The 13,181-nt window shown below is 69.8% G+C and carries 14 protein-coding genes; 8 read left to right on the plus strand and 6 right to left on the minus strand.

The genetic code is table 11. The features are described from left to right. Positions 1-117 precede the first annotated feature (117 nt). From ACH492_RS30815 to ACH492_RS30825, 3 genes are all read left to right on the plus strand, one after another. A complete protein-coding gene (locus tag ACH492_RS30815; protein ID WP_398991229.1) occupies positions 118-474 on the plus strand; it encodes a YciI family protein in 357 nt (118 codons plus the stop codon). 66 nt (positions 475-540) lie between these two features. Further along, entirely contained in the window at positions 541-1,770 is a 1,230-nt protein-coding gene (locus ACH492_RS30820; RefSeq protein ID WP_398991378.1) for an RNA polymerase sigma factor, read from the plus strand. Positions 1,771-1,837: 67 nt separating this feature from the next. Further along, complete coding sequence (locus ACH492_RS30825) at positions 1,838-2,512, plus strand: hypothetical protein (RefSeq protein WP_398991231.1); 675 nt, start codon at positions 1,838-1,840, stop codon at positions 2,510-2,512. A 199-nt stretch (positions 2,513-2,711) separates the two neighbouring features. Here the strand turns inward: ACH492_RS30825 and ACH492_RS30830 are convergent, their stop codons facing one another. Next, on the minus strand, positions 2,712-3,899 hold the full coding sequence (locus ACH492_RS30830) for a methyltransferase domain-containing protein (protein WP_398991380.1): 1,188 nt from the start codon (positions 3,897-3,899) through the stop codon (positions 2,712-2,714). An 82-nt stretch (positions 3,900-3,981) separates the two neighbouring features. Here ACH492_RS30830 and ACH492_RS30835 point away from each other — a divergent pair, with 82 nt between their 5' ends. From ACH492_RS30835 to groL, 4 genes are all read left to right on the plus strand, one after another. Beyond that, positions 3,982-4,902: a polysaccharide deacetylase family protein gene (locus ACH492_RS30835; protein WP_398991233.1), complete on the plus strand. Its 921-nt coding sequence runs from the start codon at positions 3,982-3,984 to the stop codon at positions 4,900-4,902. Next, entirely contained in the window at positions 4,899-5,540 is a 642-nt protein-coding gene (locus tag ACH492_RS30840; RefSeq protein ID WP_398991235.1) for a polysaccharide deacetylase family protein, read from the plus strand. Before ACH492_RS30835 ends, ACH492_RS30840 begins: the two co-directional genes overlap by 4 nt. Before the next feature lie 263 nt (positions 5,541-5,803). Continuing rightward, positions 5,804-6,112: a co-chaperone GroES gene (gene groES / locus ACH492_RS30845; protein ID WP_003948573.1), complete on the plus strand. Its 309-nt coding sequence runs from the start codon at positions 5,804-5,806 to the stop codon at positions 6,110-6,112. Positions 6,113-6,242: 130 nt separating this feature from the next. Next, positions 6,243-7,865 (plus strand): chaperonin GroEL, encoded by a 1,623-nt coding sequence (groL, locus tag ACH492_RS30850; protein ID WP_398991237.1) that lies wholly within the window; start codon positions 6,243-6,245, stop codon positions 7,863-7,865. Between the two features lie 78 nt (positions 7,866-7,943). On the opposite strand, the gene ACH492_RS30855 is transcribed toward groL, so the two are convergent. The 5 genes from ACH492_RS30855 to ACH492_RS30875 all read right to left on the minus strand — a co-directional run bounded on the left by ACH492_RS30855 (position 7,944) and on the right by ACH492_RS30875 (position 12,149). Further along, positions 7,944-8,636: an ester cyclase gene (locus ACH492_RS30855; protein WP_398991239.1), complete on the minus strand. Its 693-nt coding sequence runs from the start codon at positions 8,634-8,636 to the stop codon at positions 7,944-7,946. Between the two features lie 75 nt (positions 8,637-8,711). Beyond that, positions 8,712-9,806, minus strand: a complete 1,095-nt coding sequence (locus tag ACH492_RS30860) for a hydroxyacid dehydrogenase (RefSeq protein WP_398991241.1) — start codon at positions 9,804-9,806, stop codon at positions 8,712-8,714. Between the two features lie 46 nt (positions 9,807-9,852). Then, positions 9,853-10,626, minus strand: coding sequence for an SDR family NAD(P)-dependent oxidoreductase (locus ACH492_RS30865; protein WP_398991243.1), 774 nt, complete (start codon positions 10,624-10,626; stop codon positions 9,853-9,855). Between the two features lie 10 nt (positions 10,627-10,636). Beyond that, the gene (locus ACH492_RS30870; RefSeq protein WP_398991245.1) at positions 10,637-11,245 is read right to left on the minus strand and encodes a multicopper oxidase domain-containing protein; all 609 of its coding nucleotides are present in this window, start codon (positions 11,243-11,245) and stop codon (positions 10,637-10,639) included. Positions 11,246-11,477: 232 nt separating this feature from the next. Further along, positions 11,478-12,149 carry an MOSC domain-containing protein gene (locus ACH492_RS30875; protein WP_398991247.1) on the minus strand — a complete coding sequence of 224 codons (672 nt, stop codon included), beginning with the start codon at positions 12,147-12,149 and terminating at the stop codon, positions 11,478-11,480. A gap of 82 nt (positions 12,150-12,231) precedes the next feature. Between ACH492_RS30875 and ACH492_RS30880 the strand changes: the two genes are divergently transcribed. Continuing rightward, the gene (locus ACH492_RS30880; protein WP_398991249.1) at positions 12,232-13,122 is read left to right on the plus strand and encodes a LysR family transcriptional regulator; all 891 of its coding nucleotides are present in this window, start codon (positions 12,232-12,234) and stop codon (positions 13,120-13,122) included. Positions 13,123-13,181: the final 59 nt, after the last annotated feature.

A 13,181-nucleotide genomic window follows, 5' to 3' on the forward strand; every position in this document is an offset into this window, starting at 1 on the left:
ATCTCTGAGAAGAATTCTCCGAAGAATCTGCCGACGGATGTCGATCCGGCCGTCTCCCGTTCGACGCATGGGTGAGAGGCGGGGAACGGCCCCGCCCTCAAGACCCGAGGAGTCCCCATGCCGCGCTACCTGTCGTTGATCCGTATCGACGAGCAGAACACCCCCGCCGAGGGCCCAAGCCCCGAGCTCATGGAGCGCATGGGCGCGCTGCTCGAGGAGGTCACCAAGGCCGGGGTCATGCTGGACACCGCCGGGCTCACCCCGACCTCCGAGGGCACCCGGGTCACCTGGTCCGGCGGGAAGCTGAGCTACACGGACGGGCCCTTCACCGAGAGCAAGGAAGTCATCGGCGGCTACGCCATCATGCAGTGCAAGGACAAGGCCGAGGCCCTGGAGTGGACCAAGCGCTTCCTGCAGATCCACGAGGATTTCTGGACCGTCACCGCCGAGGTCCGCGAGATCGCCGAGGGTTGATCAGGCCGCGCTTGCCCCGTCTCCGTGCGGCTGCTCTGATGGGTGGCTGTGACGGCAGCAAGCGCGATGGAAACGGTCGAAGCGGTATTCAGGATCGAGTCCGCGCGGATCATCGCCGGCGTCACCCGCATCGTTCGGGACGTGGGCATCGCCGAGGAGATCGCGCAGGACGCTCTGGTCGCCGCGCTGGAGCAGTGGCCGGAGTCGGGTGTCCCGGACAAGCCGGGCGCTTGGCTCATGGCCACCGCCAAGCACCGCGCGATCGATCTCGTACGCCGCAAGGAGACCTACGCCCGCAAGCTGGCGGAGGTCGGGCGAACCCTGGAGGACGTGCCGCCGCCCGAGCCGGCCGACGCCGAGGACATCGATGACGACCTGCTGCGACTGATCTTCACCGCCTGCCATCCGGTGCTCTCCACCGAGGCGCGGATCGCGCTCACACTGCGCCTGCTCGGCGGTCTGACGACCGAGGAGATCGCCCGCGCCTTCCTGGCCACGGAGCCGACCGTCGCCCAGCGCATCGTCCGCGCCAAACGCGCCCTCGCCAAGGCGGGCGTCCCCTTCGAAGTGCCGTACGGCTCCGAGCGCGCCGCGCGCCTGGACTCCGTACTGGAGGTCATCTACCTCGTCTTCAACGAGGGCTACTCCGCGACCGCAGGCGACGACTGGCAGCGCCCGGCCCTCTGCGAGGACGCCCTACGGCTCGCCCGGGTGCTGGTCGGCCTTATGCCCAAGGAGCCCGAAGTTCACGGCCTGGTCGCACTGTTGGAGATCCAGGCATCCCGCACGGCCGCGCGCACCGGCCCGGGTGGCGAGCCCGTGCTGCTCGCCGACCAGAACCGCTCCCGCTGGAACCAACTGCTGATCCGCCGCGGATTCACCGCGCTCGGCCGCGCGAACGCGGTGGCGGCCGGGGCCCCCGGGCCGTACGCACTCCAGGCCGCGATCGCCGCCTGCCACGCCAAAGCGTTGCGCTATGAGGAGACGGACTGGTCCGCGATCGCCGCCCTGTACGGGCAACTCGCGGCCCTCACCCCGTCCCCCGTCGTGGAGTTGAACCGCGCGGTCGCGGTCTCGATGGCCGAAGGCCCGGCGGCGGGCCTGGAGTTGGTGGACGCGCTGGCGGAGGAGCCCGCGCTGAAGGAGTACCACTTGCTGCCGAGCGTGCGCGGGGATCTGCTGGCGCGGCTGGGCCGACGGGCCGAAGCGCGGGCGGAGTTCGAACGGGCGGCGTCCCTGACCCGTAACGCACGGGAGAGGGAGTTGCTGCTGGCGCGGGCGGAGGAGCGCGGCTGACCGCGGCCGATCATCCCTCCGGTACGGTCGGGGCGTCCCCGGTCCGCCGCGCCCGAGAAGGAACCGCATGCCCAGCCGTACGTTGCCGCCGCCTCCGCCGCCAGTCGAGATGCGGGCCTGGCCCGACCGTGAGGCTTTGCTCGCCGACCGGGCGCGGGCGATGGGCGAGTTGATCCGGCTGAGCATCGGGGTGCCACGACTGCTGCTGCTGTGGCTGACCGTGGCGGGCTTCGCGGTGGGGTGGAGCCTGATCGGTGCCGCGCTGGCGGCGTTCGAGGAGAGCATCGACCCGCTCAGCTACCTCTTCGGCGGGATCTTCGCATGTACCGGTGCCGCGTGCGTGATCCCGACCGGGGTCGTGATCGGGTTCGGCATCCGTCGCGACAAGCTGGTGCGTGAACGGCTCGGCCAGTGGTCGTCGTTGGAGCGTGACCCCCTGCGCGACGCCCACCTGCGGTCGCCGGCGCAGAGCCTGTTCTGGTTCATTCCGTCGTTTCTGCTGGGCGCGCTGGGGCTGTGGATGTGCTTCGCGATTCCGGCGACGGCGAAGCCCGGGCGGGAGACGTATGCAGAGGTCGCTCTGATGATGGGGCTGGGGTTCATCCTCTGGCTGACGGGCCTGATCGGTGTCGCGAAGGCGGTGAGCCACTACCGGTGGGCGGTGCGGCTGCTGAGCGCCGCGGGCTCGCCGGCTGGGGCGCGTCAGGCGCACGCCGGGAGCCGGGGCAGGGCACACCGCTGACTCCGGTGCTGTCAGTGCAGGGACCGGACTTCATCGCCCGGAATGTCCAAGGTCAGGCACGTAGCGGGCGAGGGACGGTCGTCGCAGGGCGTGAATGCCGCTGCGCGGCGTGGCCGGGGCGGTGCCCTCGAAGAGCTCGCGTGCCACGGCTGCCCGACTCCCGGCCTGCCGCATCCGCCGCAGCGCGCGGTACCTCGGCTTACGCAGGCCGCCCGATCAGCATCGTCGGCGCCCCCGCCACCCTCGTCAGAAACACCGTCGCCGCGTTCGGCCCCTGCGGCTTCACCCTGCGGCGCAGCTCTTCCGGCTCCACCGCCGAGCCGCGCTTCTTCACCGTCAGTACGCCGACCCCGCGCTCCCGCAGCAGCGCCTTCAGCCTCTTCAGACTGAAGGGGAGTTCATCGGTGATCTCATACGCCGTCGCGTACTGCGTCGCCCGCTGCTCGTCCGCCGTGATGTACGCGATCGTCTCGTCGATCAGCCCGCCGCCCAGTTGCTCGGCGACCTCGGCGACCAGATGCGCGCGGATGACCGCGCCGTCGGGCTCGTAAAGGAAGCGGCCCACCTTGCGCACCGCCGGGTCGGGCAGGCCAGTGCCGGTGAGCGAGCGCGGGCCCGGCAGCAGCGTGGCGCCGACCGTGCCCGGCCGCGTACCGAACCAGAGCACGGCCTCCTTCACGTCGCCGCCGTCCGAGATCCACTCCGCCTCGGCGTCCTCGGGGACGGCCTCGTGCGGGATGCCGGGTGCGATCTTGAGCGCGGCGTGCGGGCGGGTGCGGGCCGCGCCGATCGCCCAGGACAGGGGTGGGGAGTACGCCTCCGGGTCGAAAATGCGGCCCCGGCCGCCTCGCCGGGCCGGGTCCACGAACACCGCGTCGTACCCGGCCGTGTCGACCTCCGTGACATCCGCGCAGCGGACCTCGATCAGCTCCGCCAGTCCCAGCGCGTCGGCGTTCGCACGTGCTACTTCGGCCGTCAGCGGGTCCCGGTCCACCGCAAGCACCTGGATCCCGGCCCGGGCGAGTGCGATCGCGTCGCCGCCGATCCCGCTGCACAGGTCCGCCACGCTGCGTACGCCAAGTCCCGCGAAGCGCTCGGCGCGGTACGAGGCGACGGAGCGGCGGGTCGCCTGCTCGACGCCGTTCGGCGTGAAGAACATCCGCCGCGCGTCCTCGGCGCCGAACTTCGCGACCGCCCGCTGCCTCAGCCGCGCCTGCCCCAGCGCCGCCGACACCAGTGCGGTCGGGTGCTCGCGGCGCAGCCGGGTGGCCGTGGCCAGCTCCTGCGCCGGGTCGTAGGCGTCCAGGGAGTCCAGCAGCGCCCGCCCCTCATCGGTGAGCAGTGCGGCGAAGGAGGCGAGGGGATCCAGGTCGTTCACCCGGCCCATTGTGGGCCAGGCGGGGGATGGTGTGCCCGCGGTGGCGGTGTCGGCCGGGCCGTACGGATTCGTGCTGACAGGATCCGGCGACATGCAGCTAGTAAGACAAAATGAGAAAAATCGTGCGCGGCGGAGCCGTGCAGTCCTGGCCGTGCTCCTCGTCGCCGCCCTCGGCTCCGCCTGTGCGGCCGAGTCCCCGAAACCTGCCGCCGGCGCGAACGCCGCCCGGGGCAAGGCGAAGCGGACCGGCCCGGCCGGTGCGCTCTCCGCGTACGTGGAGAAGGTCAAGCGCACCCAGGCCGAACGGGCCGCCGCCGCCAAGAAGTGGGGCCTGGCCAACATCCCGCTCGCCGCGCCCCAGCCCCCCGCCACCAAACCGGAGATCACCACCCGCAAGGGCTTCGAGGTCGAGGACGGCGAGTCCTTGCCACCCGTCTTCACGACCGTGCCGGTCAAGGAGAAGATCGTCTTCCTGACGATCGACGACGGTGCGGAGAAGGACCCCGCCCTGCTCCAGATGATGAGCGAGCTCCAGATCCCGTACAGCGCCTTCCTCAGCGACTACGTGATCAACGACAACTACGGCTACTTCGAGCAGATGCAGGACCGCGGCGTCTCGCTGCACAACCACACCCTCAACCACCGCTATATGCCCGGCCTTTCGTACGACGAGCAGGAGCACGAGATCTGCGACCAGCAGGCCAAGCTCGAGAAGCGGTACGGCAAACGGCCCTCGCTCTTCCGCCCGCCTTACGGCAACTACAACAAGAACACCCTGCGCGCCGCCCAGTCGTGCGGGGTGAAAGCCGTGCCCCTGTGGGCCGCCGAGGCGTTTCCCGATCACATGGAGTGGCGGGAGTGGGACCAGGATCTGCACCCCGGCGACATCATCCTCACCCACTTCCGCGGCAGCGAGGACTGGGAGGGCACCATGCCCGACATGATCCGGCGGGTCATGAAGACGGTCACCGACAGGGGCTACGCCGTGGCAAAGCTGGAGGACTACGTATGACGCAGGCGCACCGGCTGCTGGCCGGACTGCTGGCGGCCGGTGCGCTTCTCGCCGCGGGGTGCGCACAGTCGGTGGACCCGATCGAGCGGCTCGGGCGCAAGGCCGCGAAGCAGGTCACGCCGGGCGCGGGCGCGCCGGGGGCCGCCCACCGGCGGTGGGGGCTGGCCCGGCCGCTGGCCGCCGCGCCGAAGCCGCCCGCACGCCGGCTCTCGGCGCCGCCCGTGGTCGACCGGGTGCCCACCCGCGACAAGGTCGTCTTCCTCACCTTCGACGAGCGCGCGGCGCGCGATCCGCGGTTCGTACGGATGGCGGGCGAGCTGAAGTTGCCGGTCAGCGTGTTCCGCACGGCCCGGCATCCGGATCTGCGCACGCTCTCGTACGAGGGACAGCGCGCCGAGATCTGCGGACACCATGAGGTCCGCCTCTTCCGCCCGCCACGCGGCGCGTACAACGAGGACACGCTGCGGGCGGCGGCTGACTGCGGGGTCCGCGCGGTGGTCCTGGGGCGGGAGTACGCGGAAGGCGAACGGTTGCGGCCCGGTGAGATCGTGAGGGCGGATGCCCGGACCGCGGCACGGCTGCTGCGCCGTATCGAGGAGCAGGGATACGCCGTGGCGCGCCTGGAGGACTACGTCTGAGCCCTCGTGCCGCGGGGGCGCGGGCCTGCGGAACCAATGGGCCGGGGGCGACGTTCTCCGTACCGGGATCAGCGCGGCGCGCGCCGTTGATTGGCACTCCGCTTGACCGAGTGCTAATCGCAGTCATAGTCTCGGGTCTGGCACTCCCCACTGGAGAGTGCCAACACAGCGACGGGCAGGTCCGGCACCCGCGACGACGGATCCACCTGGTCGCCACCTCAGACAGTTAGCCCCGTGAGATCTCCGAAGGGGGAGGTCGGATCGTGACGACCGCCAGCTCCAAGGTTGCCATCAAGCCGCTCGAGGACCGCATTGTGGTCCAGCCGCTCGACGCCGAGCAGACCACGGCCTCTGGCCTGGTCATCCCGGACACCGCGAAGGAGAAGCCCCAGGAGGGCGTCGTCCTCGCTGTGGGCCCGGGTCGCTTCGAGAACGGCGAGCGTCTGCCGCTCGACGTCAAGACCGGCGACGTCGTGCTGTACAGCAAGTACGGCGGCACCGAAGTCAAGTACAACGGCGAGGAGTACCTCGTCCTCTCGGCTCGCGACGTACTCGCGATCATCGAGAAGTAGGTCGGGGGTCTGGGGGTCGCCCCCCAGAGGACTCCGCACCCGAAGTTGTTTGATCTGCGCCCCTGGCCCCCGCACTGATGTAGCCGGGAGGTCAGGGGCGCAGTTCGTTTGAGAGGACAGAGAAGCTCCCATGGCGAAGATCCTGAAGTTCGACGAGGACGCCCGTCGCGCCCTCGAGCGCGGCGTCAACAAGCTTGCCGACACGGTCAAGGTGACGATCGGCCCCCGCGGCCGCAACGTCGTCATCGACAAGAAGTTCGGCGCCCCCACCATCACCAACGACGGTGTCACGATCGCCCGTGAGGTCGAGCTCGACGACCCGTACGAGAACCTCGGCGCCCAGCTGGTGAAGGAGGTGGCGACCAAGACCAACGACATCGCGGGTGACGGCACCACCACCGCCACCGTGCTGGCCCAGGCGCTGGTCCGCGAGGGCCTGCGCAACGTCGCAGCCGGCGCGTCCCCGGCCGCCCTGAAGAAGGGCATCGACGCCGCGGTCAGGGCCGTTTCCGAGGAACTCCTCGCGACCGCCCGCCCGATCGAGGACAAGGCCGACATCGCCGCCGTCGCCGCGCTCTCCGCGCAGGACCAGCAGGTCGGCCAGCTCATCGCCGAGGCGATGGACAAGGTCGGCAAGGACGGTGTCATCACTGTCGAGGAGTCCAACGCCTTCGGCCTGGAGCTCGACTTCACCGAGGGCATGGCCTTCGACAAGGGCTACCTGTCGCCGTACATGGTGAGCGACCAGGAGCGTATGGAGGCCGTCCTCGACGACCCGTACATCCTGATCCACCAGGGCAAGATCGCCTCCATCCAGGACCTGCTGCCGCTGCTGGAGAAGGTCATCCAGGCGGGTGGCTCCAAGCCGCTGCTGATCATCGCCGAGGACGTCGAGGGCGAGGCCCTGTCGACCCTGGTCGTGAACAAGATCCGCGGCACCTTCAACGCGGTGGCCGTCAAGGCCCCCGGCTTCGGCGACCGCCGCAAGGCGATGCTCGGCGACATGGCCGCCCTCACGGGTGCCACCGTCATCGCCGAGGAGGTCGGCCTCAAGCTCGACCAGGCCGGTCTGGACGTGCTGGGCACCGCCCGCCGCGTGACCGTCTCCAAGGACGACACCGTCATCGTCGACGGTGGCGGCAACCACGAGGACGTCGTCGGCCGTATCAACCAGATCAAGGCCGAGATCGAGTCCACGGACTCCGACTGGGACCGCGAGAAGCTCCAGGAGCGCCTCGCGAAGCTGGCCGGCGGCGTGTGCGTGATCAAGGTCGGCGCCGCCACCGAGGTGGAGCTGAAGGAGAAGAAGCACCGTCTGGAGGACGCCATCTCCGCGACCCGCGCCGCGGTCGAGGAGGGCATCGTCTCCGGTGGTGGCTCCGCGCTCGTCCACGCCGCCAAGGTGCTCGAGGGCAACCTCGGCAAGGAGGGCGACGAGGCCACCGGTGTCGCGGTCGTCCGCCGCGCCGTCGTCGAGCCGCTGCGCTGGATCGCCGAGAACGCCGGCCTCGAGGGCTACGTCATCACCTCCAAGGTGGCGGAGCTGGACGCGGGCCAGGGCTTCAACGCCGCGACCGGCGAGTACGGCGACCTGGTGAAGGCCGGCGTCATCGACCCGGTCAAGGTCACGCGCTCCGCGCTGGAGAACGCCGCGTCCATCGCCTCGCTGCTGCTCACGACCGAGACCCTGGTCGTCGAGAAGCCGGCCGAGGAGGAGGCCGACGCGGGCCACGGCCACGGGCACAGCCACTGACGTCGCACGACGTGTGAAGGCCCCCGTTCCCGCCGCTCGGCGGGAACGGGGGCCTTCGGCATCCGGCCGGGCGCGCTGTTACTGAGCGCCGAGCTGCCGCATCAGGCGCAGGATGTCGAAGTGCCACCAGCCTTCCTGGATCTTGCCGTCCTTGAACCGGAAGATCGTGGTGCCCGTCATGGTGCACTGCTTGCCCGTGGGCGCGATCCCCATGAACTCGCCCTGGTGGGTGCCGGTCCAGGTCCACAGCGTCACTACGTCGTCGCCCTCGCAGATCTGCCTGTCCAGGCTGAAGGTGAAGTCGAAGGCCGCGCGCCATGCGCTGACATCGCCGCGGATGACGTCGGACCCGACCGTGGTGTCTTCTTCCTTCATGATGTCGTGGTCGGCGTAGTCGGCCGCGAACACTTCGTCGATGGCGTCGAGGTTGCCCCCGGTGGCGATCTCGTGGAAGAACCGGCGAGAGGTTGCCTGGTTCAACTGTTCGTCGCGGACCACGTCGAGGTCCGTGAAGGTGGGCATCCCGTCGCAGAGCGCCACCATCTCCTGGAAGATCCGGTCCGTCTCCGGCAGGTGGGAGTTCTTCATGGCCTCTTCGTACGACGGAAATTCGACGATCTCGACGAAGTGTGACCCGTCGGCGCGGTCCTTGCCGATGAGGCTGTGGGTTGCGGTCCGCTTGCCTTGGGTCTGCTCGACCCACTGGTCCATGAGTCGGTCCATGTCGTCGAACCGCTCGGTCTTGCAGTCGATTATCTGTACGAATTTCATGGTGTCTCCCGGACTGGGTGGGGTACATCCATTTTAGTGACATATGGGGCTTTTGAGCGTTCGAGGCGAGTTGGCTCAGGCCGAGTGATTCAGGGCCCCGGGATGGACCGGGTCCGCGAAGGGCAGCCCCAGGGTGTAGCGCTCCAGTTCGTCGAGGGCATGGTCGGCCATCCGGTGGAGCTCATTGCCCAGCGAACCGGCGATATGCGGGGTCAGCAGGACGTTCGGCAGGGAGTACAACGGAGAGTCGGCGGCCGGTACTTCGGGGTCGGTGACATCGAGTACGGCGTGCAGCCGGCCCGAAACCAGCTCCGGCAGCAGCGCGTTCTCGTCGATCAGCGAGCCGCGCGAGGTATTGATCAGTGTCGCGCCGTCCGGCAGCAGCGCGAGCCGGCGTGCATCGATCATGTGGCGAGTGGACGCCAGCTGCGGAGCGTGGACCGTGACGATGCTGCTGAGGTGGCAGAGCTCGTCCAGCTCGGTGCGTACGACGCCCAGTTCCGCCGCTTCGGCGTCGGTGACGTACGGGTCGTACAACAGCACCTGTACGTCGAAGGGGCGCAGCAGTTCGATCACGCGGCGGCCGATCCGGGACGCGCCGACGATCCCCACCGTCCGGCGGTAGTTGCCGACGCCGTCGAATTCGCACAAGTCGTGGTCGGTGCGCAGCCGCCCGTAGCGCTGGGCCGAGCGCAGGACGTGCTTGCCGGCGAAGAGGATCGCGGCCAGCGTGTACTCGGCAACGGGCAGGGCGTTGACCGCGGCGGCCGAGGACACCGTGATGCCGCGGGCCCAGCAGGCGTCGGTGATGTGGTGCTTGACGGATCCCGCGGCGTGGACGACGGCGCGCAGCCGGGGAGCCCCGGCGAGGACTTCGGCGGTGAGCGGGGGCGCGCCCCAGCAGGTCAGCAGGACTTCGGCGGTGGCGAGCGCGGCGGCGACCGGGGGCGCCGGGGCCGCCAGGTCGTGGGCGATCAGGTGCGGGTCGGTGCGGGCGAGGGCGCTGAGGCGGTCTCGGTGACGGTCGGCCAACAGCCGCTCCGCGATGCCCGGGCCCATGGCGAGCAACAGCTCGGGGCGCCCGGCGGCCGACTGGGCGGGGCGCTCGCCGGGGCCGTCCGCCGGGCGACTGTCAGTGGCGTGGTCCATGGTGGAACTCGAGCTCCTCATATGTCGCTTGAGGTCGCTTGACGCTGCCGGGGTCAGGCCCGTGCCCTTACTGCGGACCGTACTTGCGGCCCGTCTTGGACGTGATCCCGCCGAGCAGCCTGCGCGGTGCCAGCTTCACCACACCCATCAGCGCCTTGTACCGCGGGTCCGGGATCGACAGCGACTTCCCACGGGCCAGGTCCGCCAGCGCCGCCGACACCAGCTTGTCCGCGTCCAGCCACATCCACCCCGGGATGTTGTCCGTCCCCATCCCGGCCCGCTGGTGGAACTCCGTGCGTACGAAACCGGGGCACAGCGCCATCAGCCGCACCCCCGACCCCGCCAGATCGCGGGCCGCTCCCTGTGTGAACTGCACGACCCACGCCTTCGAGGCGCCGTACGTCCCGCGCGGCACGAACGCGGCCACCGACGCCACATTCACCACCCCGCCCCGCCCGCGTTCGCGCATCGACTCCGCAGCCGCCGAAGTGAGCCGCAGCACCGCCTCGCAGTGCACCTTCAGCATCGTCAGCTCGTCGGCCATGGACACGTCGAGATAGCGCCCCTTGTTCCCGAACCCGGCGTTGTTGACCAGCAGGTCCACCGGGCTCTTCGGGTCGGACAGCCGCTTCTCGACCGCCTCGATCCCGTCGTCCTGCGACAGATCGGCGGTCAGCACTTCCGCCTCGATGCCGTGCCGGTCGTGCAGCTCGGTGGCCTGCTCCTGCAGCCGCTTGGTGTCGCGGGCCACCAGCACCAGGTTGTGTCCCTCGGCGGCGAGCCGCCGCGCGAACGCGGCGCCGATCCCCGCGGTCGCTCCCGTAATCAGTGCAGTCGTCATAGGCGGCACGTTAGTGCCCCGTGTGTGAGTGCGGTGCATGCACCGTGCCCGCACGCTGTCCCTTCTCGACGACCACGAACTGACCCATCATCCCCAGGTCCTCGTGGTACAGCAGATGGCAGTGGTACATATACGGAGTGTCCGGGTCCGCGGGCCCGTCGAAGCGCATCGCGAGCTTGACCGTTTTGTGCGGCGGTACGAAAACCGTGTCCTTCGCGCCGCGCAGCTCCGGCGGCGGCTGCTTGCCGTCCACCTCCAGCACCCGGAACTGCACATCGTGCACATGGAAGTTGTGCGGGGTGCCGTGATCATTGCGTACGGTCCAGGTTTCGGCGGTGCTCCGGGTGACCGTCTCGTCGATCCGGTCCATCTTCATGCCTTTGCCGTTGATACCGGTGGTCACAAGACCGAAGAACCGCCCGCGCACCGAGTCCGACCCGTCGGGGACCTCCAGCTTGCCCAGTTCGCCGGGGATGCCGGGCGAGGGCCGCAGCGCATTGGCCGCACGCAACTCCAGTACGTCGAAGCTGTCGTCGCCACCGGCGAGCCGCCCCTGCCAGCCGCCTCCGTAACTGTCGTGCGGGAAACTGCGCAGCACGGTCTTCTCGCCCGGCTTCATCCGTCCTCCCGGCCGTGGACACCCTGGCGTTCGAGTAGACGTAGAGGGCACCGCCGCCAAGTGCGAGGCCCATGACGACGGCGAGCGTCGTGAGAATGACGAAAACGCGCTTCAGCCGAGACATACGACGAGCGTCCTGTGGGCCGCTCGTTGCGACATCGGGGACGGCCCCCAGCCGTCCCCGAACCAAATCCCTTACTGTCTAAGGGATTTCCCCTCCAGGGGATTTTCCCTACGCGCCGTACTTCGCCACGTACTCCCGGGCGTCCTTGAGCTGCTCGGGGTGGAGCGCGTCGCCCGCCGCGAGCACTTGAGGCAGCAGCGTCCGCTCGGTGGTGTCCGCCCGGAACGACAGATCGACCGTCACCTCGTGGTCCGGCCGGTGCACGATCTCGATCGCGTCGCCCGCGCGGATCTCGCCGGGCTCGATGACGCGCAGATACGCGCCGGGCGCGCCCTGCTGCGTAAAGCGCTTGACCCACCCTTTCTCCCCCAGCCAACTCGCGAACGTACGACACGGAACGCGGCCGCTCGTCACCTCCAGCACCAGCTCGCCGCCGATCCGCCAGCGCTCGCCGATCCTCGCCCCGCTCACATCGAGCCCGCTCGTCGTGAGGTTCTCCCCGAACGCGCCATTGGCGAGGGGCCGGCCCAACTCCCGCTCCCAGAAGTCGAGATCCTCGCGGGCGAATGCGTACACCGCCTGGTCGGTGCCGCCGTGGTGGCGCAGATCGCAGACCGCGTCCCCGGCCACCCCGCTGGCCCCTTCACCCTTGGGGCCGGGGTCCATCACCCGTACGGCCCCGTCGGCCGGCCTTTTGTCGATGCCGGTCGCGCCGCCTGGTGCGTCGATGTACTCGACGGTCGTCTTGGGCCGGCCCACATTCACGGTCAGAAGCTTCATGGACAGCACGCTAACCCTCCCGATCTCAAAGGATCCACCCAATAATTAGGGTTCCCCCCAAGGGTCCCTTATATTCGGGAGGGTGATCGAAGCCCGTCATCTCCGAGTTCTGCGCGCCGTGGCCGCCACCGGCTCGTTCTCGGCCGCCGCGCGCAGGCTGGGCTGCACCCAGCCCGCCGTCAGCCAGCAGATGAAGGCACTGGAGATCACCGCGGGCACCCCGCTGCTGATCCGTACGGGCCGCGAAATGCGCCTGACCCAGGCGGGCGAAGCACTTGTACGTCACGCGTCGGGCATCCTCGCCGGGCTGACCGCGGCCGAGGAGGAGATCGCCGCCATCGCCGGTCTGCGGGCCGGCCGGGTTCGGCTCGTGTCGTTTCCCAGCGGCAGCTCCACGCTCGTGCCGACTGCTCTCGCTGCCCTGCGCGCGGCGCATCCGGGCACCCGGGTCTCCCTCGTCGAGGCCGAGCCGCCGCGCTCGGTGGAGATGCTGCGCGAGGGCGACTGCGATGTGGCACTGGCCTTTCGGTACGGCGCGACGGCCGCGGAGTGGGACGACCTGATCGTCCGCCCCTTGCTCGCCGACCGCCTCGTCGGGCTGGTCCCCGAGGGCCACCGGCTCGCCGATTCGGGCACAGTGACCATCGGCGATCTGGCCGACGAGCCCTGGATCGCGGGCTGCCCCCGCTGCCGACGCCAGCTGGTCGAGGTCTGCGAAGAGGCCGGGTTCACGCCCCGCATCGACTTCGCCACCGACGACTATCCGGCCGTGATCGGCCTGGTGGGAGCGGGTCTTGGCGTGGCGGTGCTGCCTGAGCTCGCGATGGAGTCGGTGCGGCCCAAGGGTGCGCGCACCGTGACCGTCGAGCCGTCCGTCCACCGCGAGATTGTGGCGCTCACGCTCCCGGACCTGGCCCAGGTCCCCGCGGTCGCGGCCACGCTCGACCAGCTGACACTGGCCGCGCGCCGCTAGGAACCGCACCACCCCCGTCCGAGGCGGGCGGGGATGGTGCAGGAACGTTTCTTCGAAAC

The sequence above is a fragment of the Streptomyces sp. NPDC019443 genome (genome assembly GCF_044389785.1).
GTDB lineage: Bacteria > Actinomycetota > Actinomycetes > Streptomycetales > Streptomycetaceae > Streptomyces.

What these genes read in the sequence shown, in the direction of transcription:
- ACH492_RS30870 (WP_398991245.1), bottom strand. Translation starts at nt 11,245, where the DNA reads ATGAAGCCGGGCGAGAAGACCGTGCTGCGCAGTTTCCCGCACGACAGT.
- ACH492_RS30840 (WP_398991235.1), top strand. Translation starts at nt 4,899, where the DNA reads ATGACGCAGGCGCACCGGCTGCTGGCCGGACTGCTGGCGGCCGGTGCG.
- groL (WP_398991237.1), top strand. Translation starts at nt 6,243, where the DNA reads ATGGCGAAGATCCTGAAGTTCGACGAGGACGCCCGTCGCGCCCTCGAG.
- ACH492_RS30820 (WP_398991378.1), top strand. Translation starts at nt 541, where the DNA reads ATGGAAACGGTCGAAGCGGTATTCAGGATCGAGTCCGCGCGGATCATC.
- ACH492_RS30835 (WP_398991233.1), top strand. Translation starts at nt 3,982, where the DNA reads ATGCAGCTAGTAAGACAAAATGAGAAAAATCGTGCGCGGCGGAGCCGT.
- ACH492_RS30815 (WP_398991229.1), top strand. Translation starts at nt 118, where the DNA reads ATGCCGCGCTACCTGTCGTTGATCCGTATCGACGAGCAGAACACCCCC.
- ACH492_RS30875 (WP_398991247.1), bottom strand. Translation starts at nt 12,149, where the DNA reads ATGAAGCTTCTGACCGTGAATGTGGGCCGGCCCAAGACGACCGTCGAG.
- ACH492_RS30855 (WP_398991239.1), bottom strand. Translation starts at nt 8,636, where the DNA reads ATGAAATTCGTACAGATAATCGACTGCAAGACCGAGCGGTTCGACGAC.
- ACH492_RS30865 (WP_398991243.1), bottom strand. Translation starts at nt 10,626, where the DNA reads ATGACGACTGCACTGATTACGGGAGCGACCGCGGGGATCGGCGCCGCG.
- ACH492_RS30860 (WP_398991241.1), bottom strand. Translation starts at nt 9,806, where the DNA reads ATGAGGAGCTCGAGTTCCACCATGGACCACGCCACTGACAGTCGCCCG.
- ACH492_RS30825 (WP_398991231.1), top strand. Translation starts at nt 1,838, where the DNA reads ATGCCCAGCCGTACGTTGCCGCCGCCTCCGCCGCCAGTCGAGATGCGG.
- ACH492_RS30830 (WP_398991380.1), bottom strand. Translation starts at nt 3,899, where the DNA reads ATGGGCCGGGTGAACGACCTGGATCCCCTCGCCTCCTTCGCCGCACTG.